We start from the raw sequence: 10,043 nt of genomic DNA on the forward strand, positions 1-10,043 counted from the left end.
CCAAAGGAGATTTGTGAACGACACAGATCCAATGTGGGAGCGAGCCTGCTCGCGAATGGGGCTACTCGGTTGTCAGACCTGCGCCTGAGCCCCTTCGAACCACGCCAGCTTCTCGCGTAGTTGCACTACTTCGCCGACGATCACCAGCGTCGGCGCATGGACTTCATGCTCCGCCACCAGACGCGGCAGGTCGGCCAGCGTGCCGGTGAAGACCCGCTGATTGACCGTGGTGCCCTGCTGGATCAGCGCTGCCGGGGTATCGGCTGCACGACCATGCTTGATCAACTGCTCGCAGATGATCGGCAACCCCACCAGGCCCATGTAGAACACCAGCGTCTGCGCCGGCGCGACGAGGTCGGCCCACGGCAAATCGGTGGAACCGTCCTTCAAGTGACCCGTGACGAAACGCACCGACTGCGCGTAATCGCGATGGGTCAGCGGAATCCCGGCATACGCCGCGCAACCGCTGGCCGCCGTGATGCCTGGCACCACCTGGAACGGGATGCCATGGGCCGCCAGTTCCTCGATCTCTTCGCCGCCACGGCCGAAGATGAACGGATCGCCGCCCTTCAACCGCACCACGCGCTTGCCAGCCTTGGCCAGATCCACCAGTTGCTGGTTGATCTGATCCTGCGGCACGGCGTGATCGGCGCGGCGCTTGCCGACGTAAACGCGTTCGGCGTCGCGACGGCACAGCTCAAGAATCGCCGGCGCCACCAGGCGGTCGTACAGCACCACGTCGGCTTGCTGCATCAGGCGCAAGGCGCGGAAGGTCAGCAGATCCGGATCACCCGGCCCTGCGCCCACCAGATACACCTCACCGGTCGTGACCATGGCTTCGCCGTCAATCTTGGCTTGCAGCAAACGTTCGGCTTCGGCGCCCTGTCCGGCCAGTTGACGGTCGGCAATCGGCCCCTGGAACACGTCTTCCCAAAATCCCCGCCGCTGCTGCACATCAGGGAACAGACCTTTGACCTGATCGCGAAACCGCGCGGCCAGACCGGCCAGATGTCCGTAGGTCGAGGGAATCCAGGTTTCGATCTTGGCGCGGATCAGCCGGGCCAGCACGGGTGCATCGCCGCCACTGGAGACCGCGATGATCAGCGGTGAACGATCGACGATCGCCGGGAAGATCACGCTGCACAGCGCCGGCGCATCCACCACGTTGACCGGCACGCAGCGCCGATGGGCATCGGCGGAGACTTGCGCGTTCAAGGCTTCATCGTCGGTGGCGGCAATGATCAGCCCGCAACCGTCCAGATCCGACTCTACGTAACCACGCAACCGGCATTCACCACCACTGGTGGAAACCAGCTCACGCAGTTGCGCTTCGATTTCAGGTGCGACCACCTGCAGCAGCGCACCGGCATCGGCCAGCAGGCGGGATTTGCGCAAGGCAATTTCCCCCCCACCGACAACCAACACACGACTGCCGCGCAGGTTGTGAAACAGCGGCAGATATTTCATTTAGCCGATGACCTCAAGGCCACCCATGTACGGTTTCAGCACATCCGGGACTCGGATCGAACCGTCGGCCTGCTGGTAGTTTTCCAGCACGGCAACCAGCGTACGACCGACCGCCAGACCGGAACCGTTCAGTGTGTGAACCAGCTCAGGCTTGCCGGTTTCCGGATTACGGAAACGCGCCTGCATGCGGCGGGCCTGGAAGTCGCCGCAGTTGGAGCACGACGAGATTTCACGGTATTTGTCCTGGCTCGGGATCCACACTTCCAGGTCGTACGTCTTGACCGCGCTGAAGCCCATGTCGCCGGTGCACAGCGCCAGGGTACGGTAAGGCAGGCCCAGCAGTTGCAGGACTTTCTCGGCGTTGGCAGTCAGGCTTTCCAGCGCGTCCATAGACGTCGACGGCTCGACGATCTGGACCATCTCGACCTTGTCGAACTGGTGCTGACGGATCATGCCTCGAGTGTCACGACCCGACGCACCGGCTTCGCTGCGGAAGCACGGGGTGTGGGCAACGAACTTGATCGGCAGCTGTTTCGAATCGACGATTTCACCGGCCACGATGTTGGTCAGCGACACTTCGGCGGTCGGGATCAGGTACAGATCGGCTTCGCCTTCGCGGGCGATCTTGAACAGGTCTTCTTCGAACTTCGGCAATTGACCGGTGCCTTGCAGCGCCGGGGCCTGAACCAGATAAGGCGTGTAAGCCTCTTCGTAGCCGTGCTCGGTGACGTGCAGGTTGATCATGAACTGCGCCAGTGCGCGGTGCAGACGGGCAATCGGGCCACGCAGCAGCGCGAAACGTGCGCCGGACAGCTTGGCCGCAGTTTCGAAGTCGAGCCAGCCGAACTTCTCGCCCAGGGCCACGTGGTCCTGAACCGGGAAGTCGAAGGCAGTCGGGGTGCCCCAGCGGCGGACTTCGACGTTGCCGTCTTCATCTTCACCGACCGGTACCGATTCGTGAGGCAGATTCGGAATGCCCAGCAGGATCGAATCCAGTTCGGTCTGGATCGCGTCCAGCTCGACTTTACCGGCGCTCAGTTCACCCGCCATGCGCTCGACGTCCGCCATCAGCGGCGCGATGTCTTCGCCGCGCTGCTTGGCCTGACCGATGGATTTGGAACGCGCGTTACGCTCAGCCTGCAGTGCTTCGGTGCGGGTCTGGACGGTCTTGCGCTGTTCTTCCAGCGCTTCGATGCGCGCGACATCCAGGGCAAAGCCACGGGAAGCCAGGCGGTCCGCTACGTCCTGAAGGTTGCTACGTAACAGTTTGGAATCGAGCATGTCGGTTTCTCGTTATCAAAGTTTGGTCAGGGACAGGCCGGCCCACGTCGCGAGCAGCCCGCCGAATACGCTGATGGCCGCATAGCCCAGGGCCAGCGGCACTTGCCCGCTTTCCAGCAGGCGCACCGTATCCAGTGAAAAAGATGAAAAAGTCGTCAGCCCCCCGAGGAAGCCGACCATCAACCCGGCGCGCACCTCAATGGGCACTTCCGGGCGTATCAAAAACAGGCCGTACAACACGCCGATCAACAGGCAGCCCACGATATTAACGGCCAGCGTCGCGGTATAGAAGTGCCGCGGCCAATTGGCGTTGATCCAGTTGCCCGTGGCGAACCGCAACAAGGTACCTGCAATCCCGCCGACCGAGACCGCAACAATCAGTGGAATCACTATTTTCTCCGCTGTCGGGGGCTTAAACGATCAAGTTGGGCGAGGTGGTTGAGCTTCTCGCCGATCTTCAACTCCAGGCCACGGGGCACCGGTTGATAGAACGGGATAGGGTCGAGCTCTTCCGGAAAGTAGTCTTCGCCGGCCGCGTAGGCGTCCGGTTCATCGTGGGCATAGCGGTACTCGTCGCCATAACCCAGTTGTTTCATCAGTTTGGTCGGTGCGTTGCGCAAATGCAGCGGCACTTCCAGCGAGCCATGTTCGGCAGCAGCCCGCAGCGCGGTCTTGAAGCCCATGTACACCGCGTTGCTTTTCGGAGCGCAAGCCAGATACGTAATGGCCTGGGCCACGGCGAGCTCGCCCTCGGGGCTGCCGAGACGCTCCTGCACTTCCCATGCTGCAAGGCACAAACTCAGGGCGCGCGGGTCGGCATTGCCGATGTCTTCGCTGGCCATGCGCACCACGCGTCGGGCCAGGTACAGCGGATCGCATCCGCCGTCGATCATCCGCGCAAACCAGTACAGCGCGCCGTCCGGGTTCGAACCGCGCACCGATTTGTGCAATGCGGATATCTGGTCGTAGAACGCTTCGCCGCCCTTGTCGAACCGCCGACGGGTGTCGCCGAGCAAGCTTTGCAGCAGCTCGGTGCCCATCTCGCTGTGGTCGTCGGCCAGGTCCGAGGCGTTTTCCAAAAGGTTCAGCAGGCGCCGGCCATCGCCATCGGCGGCGGACAACAACATCTGGAAGCCTTCATCACTCAGAGTCAGGTGACGCTTGCCCAGGCCACGCTCTTCGGTGAGTGCACGGTGCACCAGTTTGCGCAGCGCCGCCTCGTCCAGGCTCTTGAGTACGTAGACTCGTGCCCGTGACAGCAACGCGTTGTTCAATTCAAAGGAAGGGTTTTCGGTAGTGGCCCCGATGAAGATCAGCGTGCCGTCTTCAACGTAAGGCAGAAAAGCGTCCTGCTGGGACTTGTTGAAGCGGTGAACTTCGTCGACAAACAGGATAGTACGCTTGCCGTACTGGCCGGCCTGCTGCTTGGCGATTTCCACCGCCTGACGGATTTCCTTTACCCCGGCCAATACGGCCGAGACCGTTTCGAAATGCGCATCCGAGACTTCCGCCAGCAACCGCGCCAGGGTGGTTTTGCCCACGCCCGGCGGGCCCCAGAAGATCATCGAATGCAGGGCACCCTGCTCCAGCGCTTCGCGCAGTGGTTTGCCGCGAGCGAGCACGTGTTCCTGACCGACGTACTCATCCAGATTGGTCGCCCGCAAGCGGGCGGCCAGTGGCTGGGCAATCGGTGCACTGCGAAACAGATCCATCACGTACCGTTGAAACCTCTGTGTTTATTCCTGGATCACATCGGCACCCTTGGGGATGTCGAACTTGAATTTCGATGCCGGGACCGCTTCGTTGGCCTTCACCCCGGTGAACAGGATGTTGGTGCGCTGGCCGACGCTGTCGATCAGTTGCATGTCATTGACCAGACCGTTGCGGAACGACAGGCGCAGGCTGTCGAACAGGGTGTCCTTGGTTTTCGGCTTCAGGGTGAAGTCGATCACGCCGCCCGCCTCTTTCGCGCTGATGTCGAAGCTCTGGCTGATTTTCGACACATCACCGGACAGCAACAGGGCCGGGGTCTGGGTCAGGCGCTCATCGAGTTTCTTGATGGTGGCCTGTTCCAGGTCCGGGTCCCACAGGGTGACCTTCTTGCCGTCGGACACCATGGTCTGCTCGGCGGGCGCATTGGTGTGCCAGTAGAACAGGCCCGGACGCTGCAGAGTCATGTCGCCAGTGGTTTCCTGCAACTGGGTGCCGCTGCCGTCGAGAGTGAGCTGGGAGAAGTTCGCGGTCAGGGTCTTGGATGTTTCCAGCAATTGGGTCAGGCGTGCCACATCCTTGTCATCGGCGTGAGCCGTGAGGGTGGTCAGAGCCAGTACTGGCAGCAGCATGCGGATAAGACGCATGGGATTCCTCTTGAATACTCGTGGGAAAGTGGACGGCGCCTCATGCACCGTCCTTTACATGTGAATCAGGGTATCGAATCAGTCGCGTACCGGGCCTGGGGCAAGGACTTCGCGGGAACCGTTGGTGTTCATGGACGTCACGACCCCGGCCATTTCCATGGCTTCGATCATGCGCGCGGCACGGTTGTAACCGATCTTCAGCTTGCGCTGTACAGCGGAGATGGAGGCACGGCGACTTTCCAATACGAACTGCACGGCTTCGTCGTAGAGCGCGTCGGCTTCCGGATCATCGCCATCACCACCGCCGCTGCTGCCTTCGAAACCACTGCCCGCCTCTTCGACGCCGTTGAGGATGTCGTCGTTGTATTCCGGCGCGCCGCGCAGTTTCCAGGCTTCCACCACCCGATGCACTTCATCGTCGGACACGAAGGCGCCATGAACCCGGATCGGCAGGCTGGTGCCCGGCGGCATGTAGAGCATGTCACCGTGACCGAGCAGTTGTTCGGCGCCACCCTGGTCGATGATGGTCCGGGAGTCGATCTTGCTCGATACCTGGAACGCCATTCGGGTCGGGATGTTGGCCTTGATCAGACCGGTGATCACGTCCACCGATGGTCGCTGGGTCGCGAGGATCAGGTGAATACCCGCGGCCCGCGCTTTCTGGGCGATACGGGCGATCAGTTCTTCAACCTTCTTGCCGACGATCATCATCATGTCGGCGAATTCGTCCACGACCACGACGATGGTCGGCAGCTTCTGCAACAGCGGCGCTTCATCGTGGATGCTTTCGCGTTTGTACAGCGGATCGCTCAACGGCTCGCCGGCGTCCTGGGCTTCCTTGACCTTGGCGTTGAAGCCGGACAGGTTTCGCACGCCCATCTTCGCCATCAGCTTGTAGCGACGCTCCATCTCGGCAACGCTCCAGCGCAGGGCGTTGGCCGCGTCTTTCATGTCCGTCACTACCGGGCACAACAGGTGCGGAATGCCTTCGTAGATCGACAGTTCCAACATCTTAGGGTCGATCATGATCAGCTTGGCGTCGTCCGGGCCGGACTTGAACAGGATCGACAGAATCATCGCGTTCACGCCCACCGACTTACCGGAACCGGTCGTACCGGCCACCAGAAGGTGAGGCATCTTCGCCAGGTCAGTGATGACCGGTTTGCCACCGATGTCGTGGCCCAGGGCCAGGGTGACCGGCGACTTGAAGTTGTCGTACTCAGGCGTCGACAGCACTTCGGAGAAGCGCACGATCTGGCGGTCTTCGTTGGGGATCTCGATACCGACCGTGGTCTTGCCCGGAATCACTTCCACCACCCGCACACTGGTCACGGCCAGCGAACGCGCAAGGTCCTTCGCCAGGTTGGCGATACGGCTGACCTTTACGCCCGCAGCAGGCTGAATTTCGTAACGGGTAATGACCGGGCCGGGATGGATCGAGTCCACAGTGACTTCGACGCCGAACTCCTTGAGCTTGATCTCCAGCAAGTGGCCCACCGCTGCCAGGGACTCGGGCGAGTAGTTGAGTTGTTTCTTTTCCGCAGGATCGAGGATCGAGATTGGCGGCAAGGTGCCTTCAACGGCGCTATCGACGAACAACGGCACCTGCTTCTCTTTCTGCACTCGCTTGCTTGGCTCCGGCGCCTTGACCGGGGCTGGAGCGATGACCGGCGGAACCTGTTTCTCGCGCTCGGACATGTGTTTGCTCAGGGCCTGCTCGCGCTCGATCAGACGTTCCTTGACCTTGGCCTGCTCGCGTTTGTCAGTGACGGTCGGGGCAACCACGTCGTGCACGCGTTCATCGACTTCACGCAATTGCGCGACCAGTTGCTTGCGCTCGGTACGCGCCGACCACCAGCGGTTGACCGCGCCCTGGAACAGCTCGAACAGGTCGAGGGTGATCTTGCCGGTGACATCCATCACCTTGAACCACGACAGGTCGGTGAACACCGTCAGGCCGAACAGGAACAGCGCGATGAACAGCAATGTGCTGCCCTGAATATTCAGCGCGTTGCGGGCCAGATCACCGAGACTTTCACCCAGCGCGCCACCCGCGCCGGCCGGCAAAGCGGTGGCGGCATGGAAGTGGATGTGCGCCAGCGCAGCACCGGACAACACCAGAAACACCAGACCGATCAGGCGCCAGGAGAACAGCCAGCCGCTCCACTGCCATGGTTCGTGACGCTGACGAAAGATCTGATACGCCTTGATCGCCAGCAGCAACGGGAAGATGTACGCGAAGTAACCCAGCACCATGAATAGAATATCGGCGCTGTAGGAGCCCGCCGGACCGCCGAAATTCTGCACGTCGTCGATCTTGCTGTTGTGGCTCCAGCCCGGATCGTCCTTGCCGTAAGTCAGCAAGGCCATCATCAGGAACAGGCACAAGGCACCGATGGCGATCAATGCACCTTCCTTGAGTCGGTAGTGCAATTGCTGGCGCCAGAGCGGAACGACTGTTTTTGGTGCTGCGGTGGATTTCTTCAAAACGCTTCTTTTCCTGCGCCAGAGGCGCGTCCATCTATTGAATGACGATAAAAAACTGCCCAATCCAGGCAGGTAAAAAATTGACGGGCGCAACTGAGACTACTTTTAACACTGCACCCCGTCTTTTATAAACACGGCACACTGCGAATATTCTGTAACAGCCCGGCATTGTACGGGTTTGCGCGTTCGATGCCATGCTTCGAACTCCAAGTTCAAGCATAGCCAAGCAGACAAAACCTGCGACGCAATTTGAGCATGCATTGTCTTTTGTGACAAAGGCTTATGAGGTGTATTTGATGAACGTAGCGAAGCGTGCACATCTGATCGCTAATGACGGCCAATTGCCCCCTGCTCGACGCATTCCCGAACACCTTGCACATTCGCGCTCGACGCCCGTCTACGACCGCATCCACCCGACCAAGTTGCAGCAGCGCAATCATCGAGCAGGTTCGGGAGGACATTCGCGTTATTTAACGGCACACTTCGTAACGGGCCCGACGGCCCACCGCCCTCCCCTTCTGCAAGCCCGGACGCCATGCTGACTTGGTTACAACGCAATTCACTGACTTTCCCGCCACTGGAAAAGGCCATGCGCGATCCCAACGGATTGCTGGCGGCCGGTGGCGATCTGTCCGCCGATCGTTTGATTCAGGCCTATCGCCATGGCTGCTTTCCGTGGTTCTCCGAAGGCCAGCCCATCCTCTGGTGGTCGCCGGACCCGCGCACCGTGTTGTTTCCCGACGAACTGCATGTCTCGCGCAGCCTCGGCAAACTACTGCGCCAGCAACGCTACCAAGTGACCTTCGATCAGGATTTCCCAGCCGTCATCCGCGCCTGCGCCGCGCCACGGGATTACGCCGATGGCACCTGGATCACCCAGGCCATGCAGGACGCCTACGTCGAACTGCACCAGCGCGGCTTCGCCCATTCGGTGGAAGTATGGGATCAGGGCGAACTGGTCGGCGGACTCTACGGCCTGGCGATGGGCCAATTGTTTTTTGGCGAGTCAATGTTCAGTCGCGCCGACAACGCCTCCAAGTACGGCTTTGCCACCCTGGTGCGACACTTGAAAGACTCGGGTTTCGTGCTGATCGACTGCCAGATGCCTACCGATCATCTGCACAGCCTCGGTGCCCGTGCGATTTCCCGCCCCGCATTTGCCGAATATCTGGCCCGGCACCTCGATCAACCCAATCTTGCCACCTGGGTTTGCTGAGCGACTTTTGCGCGCGTGGCTTACACTTAATTCACCAGCTTACCCCCGAGGGTTGATCATGACCGAGTTGGCGCGGTTGAAGTTTTATGCCACTCAGCCTCACTCTTGCAGTTATCTGCCCGAGGAGCAGGCCACGACCCTGTTTCTCGATCCGAGCCAGCCCATGGATGTGCATGTCTACGCAGACCTGTCGGAAATGGGCTTTCGTCGCAGCGGCGACCACCTGTACCGCCCGCATTGCCAGAACTGCAATGCCTGCGTGCCTGCGCGCATTCCGGTGGCGCAGTTCAATCCCAATCGGCAGCAAAAGCGCATTTTCAAACGCAATGCCGACTTGCAGGTGCGCCCGGTCAAGCCTGGTTTCAGCGAAGAATATTTCGATCTCTATCAGCGCTACATCGAACAGCGCCATGCCGACGGCGATATGTACCCGCCGAGCCGTGATCAATTCTCGACTTTTCTGGTTCGCGATCTGCCCTTCTCGCGCTTCTACGAGTTCCGGCTCGACGGACGGTTACTGGCGGTCGCCGTCACCGATCTGCTGCCCAACGGCCTGTCGGCGGTCTATACCTTTTACGAACCTGAGGAAGAGCGCCGCAGCCTGGGACGCTACGCCATTCTCTGGCAGATCGGCGAGGCCCAGCGGCTGGGGCTCGAGGCGGTGTACCTGGGTTACTGGATCAAAAACTGCAAAAAGATGAACTACAAGACCCAATATCGACCGATCGAACTGCTGATTAATCAGCGCTGGGTCATCCTGAACTGAATGCGAGCCCTAAACCCCTTGGCGTAAACCCCATTTTTCGGGCACAATGCACGCCGCTTTTGCCTGGCGCAGTTGCACCGGGCCATTCATTGGACACCGAGGGCTTTACTGCATGTCGAAAGAAGACAGCTTCGAAATGGAAGGCACTGTCGTCGACACCCTGCCCAACACCATGTTTCGTGTGGAGTTGGAAAATGGGCACGTCGTAACCGCGCATATCTCCGGCAAGATGCGCAAGAACTACATTCGTATTCTTACCGGTGACAAAGTGCGCGTCGAGCTGACGCCCTATGACTTGAGCAAAGGGCGTATTACTTACCGCGCTCGCTAATCAAGTCAATACAAGACGCCCGGCATATGCCGGGCGTTTTTGTTTGTCCGGGATTTGGCGTTTTGGGTTTGTGCTTGAGTTTTGGGGGTATATCCGTTGCTGCGGTAACGGCTTCTTAGGGTTCCGCCCTTACGGCGG

The 10,043-nt window shown here is 60.3% G+C and carries 9 protein-coding genes; 3 read left to right on the forward strand and 6 right to left on the reverse strand.

The window, feature by feature from the left end; genetic code table 11:
* Positions 1-72: 72 nt before the first annotated feature.
* From cysG to ACW9HX_RS28350, 6 genes are all read right to left on the reverse strand, one after another.
* Entirely contained in the window at positions 73-1,467 is a 1,395-nt protein-coding gene (gene cysG, locus ACW9HX_RS28325; protein WP_457383115.1) for a siroheme synthase CysG, read from the reverse strand.
* Positions 1,468-2,748: a serine--tRNA ligase gene (gene serS / locus ACW9HX_RS28330; protein ID WP_192558399.1), complete on the reverse strand. Its 1,281-nt coding sequence runs from the start codon at positions 2,746-2,748 to the stop codon at positions 1,468-1,470.
* Positions 2,749-2,763: 15 nt separating this feature from the next.
* On the reverse strand, positions 2,764-3,138 hold the full coding sequence (gene crcB, locus ACW9HX_RS28335; RefSeq protein ID WP_457383116.1) for a fluoride efflux transporter CrcB: 375 nt from the start codon (positions 3,136-3,138) through the stop codon (positions 2,764-2,766).
* Positions 3,138-4,460, reverse strand: coding sequence for a replication-associated recombination protein A (locus tag ACW9HX_RS28340; protein WP_457383117.1), 1,323 nt, complete (start codon positions 4,458-4,460; stop codon positions 3,138-3,140). The genes crcB and ACW9HX_RS28340 overlap by 1 nt, the downstream gene beginning before the upstream one ends.
* Positions 4,461-4,484: 24 nt before the next feature.
* Entirely contained in the window at positions 4,485-5,105 is a 621-nt protein-coding gene (gene lolA / locus ACW9HX_RS28345) for an outer membrane lipoprotein chaperone LolA (RefSeq protein ID WP_007958184.1), read from the reverse strand.
* A 78-nt stretch (positions 5,106-5,183) separates the two neighbouring features.
* Positions 5,184-7,592 (reverse strand): DNA translocase FtsK, encoded by a 2,409-nt coding sequence (locus ACW9HX_RS28350; RefSeq protein WP_457383118.1) that lies wholly within the window; start codon positions 7,590-7,592, stop codon positions 5,184-5,186.
* Between the two features lie 535 nt (positions 7,593-8,127).
* Here ACW9HX_RS28350 and aat point away from each other — a divergent pair.
* The 3 genes from aat (at position 8,128) to infA (ending at position 9,905) form a co-directional block, all read left to right on the forward strand.
* The gene (gene aat, locus ACW9HX_RS28355; protein WP_457383119.1) at positions 8,128-8,808 is read left to right on the forward strand and encodes a leucyl/phenylalanyl-tRNA--protein transferase; all 681 of its coding nucleotides are present in this window, start codon (positions 8,128-8,130) and stop codon (positions 8,806-8,808) included.
* Positions 8,809-8,866: 58 nt separating this feature from the next.
* The gene (locus ACW9HX_RS28360; RefSeq protein ID WP_096822650.1) at positions 8,867-9,574 is read left to right on the forward strand and encodes an arginyltransferase; all 708 of its coding nucleotides are present in this window, start codon (positions 8,867-8,869) and stop codon (positions 9,572-9,574) included.
* A gap of 112 nt (positions 9,575-9,686) precedes the next feature.
* The gene (gene infA, locus ACW9HX_RS28365) at positions 9,687-9,905 is read left to right on the forward strand and encodes a translation initiation factor IF-1 (protein ID WP_002553999.1); all 219 of its coding nucleotides are present in this window, start codon (positions 9,687-9,689) and stop codon (positions 9,903-9,905) included.
* The last annotated feature ends 138 nt before the right edge of the window (positions 9,906-10,043 follow it).

The sequence above is a fragment of the Pseudomonas sp. SDO52101_S400 genome (genome assembly GCF_054071635.1).

Excerpts from the sequence above, each read along its gene's own strand:
- cysG (WP_457383115.1), bottom strand. The coding sequence starts at position 1,467 with ATGAAATATCTGCCGCTGTTTCACAACCTGCGCGGCAGTCGTGTGTTG.
- serS (WP_192558399.1), bottom strand. The coding sequence starts at position 2,748 with ATGCTCGATTCCAAACTGTTACGTAGCAACCTTCAGGACGTAGCGGAC.
- ACW9HX_RS28340 (WP_457383117.1), bottom strand. The coding sequence starts at position 4,460 with ATGGATCTGTTTCGCAGTGCACCGATTGCCCAGCCACTGGCCGCCCGC.
- lolA (WP_007958184.1), bottom strand. The coding sequence starts at position 5,105 with ATGCGTCTTATCCGCATGCTGCTGCCAGTACTGGCTCTGACCACCCTC.
- aat (WP_457383119.1), top strand. The coding sequence starts at position 8,128 with ATGCTGACTTGGTTACAACGCAATTCACTGACTTTCCCGCCACTGGAA.
- ACW9HX_RS28360 (WP_096822650.1), top strand. The coding sequence starts at position 8,867 with ATGACCGAGTTGGCGCGGTTGAAGTTTTATGCCACTCAGCCTCACTCT.
- infA (WP_002553999.1), top strand. The coding sequence starts at position 9,687 with ATGTCGAAAGAAGACAGCTTCGAAATGGAAGGCACTGTCGTCGACACC.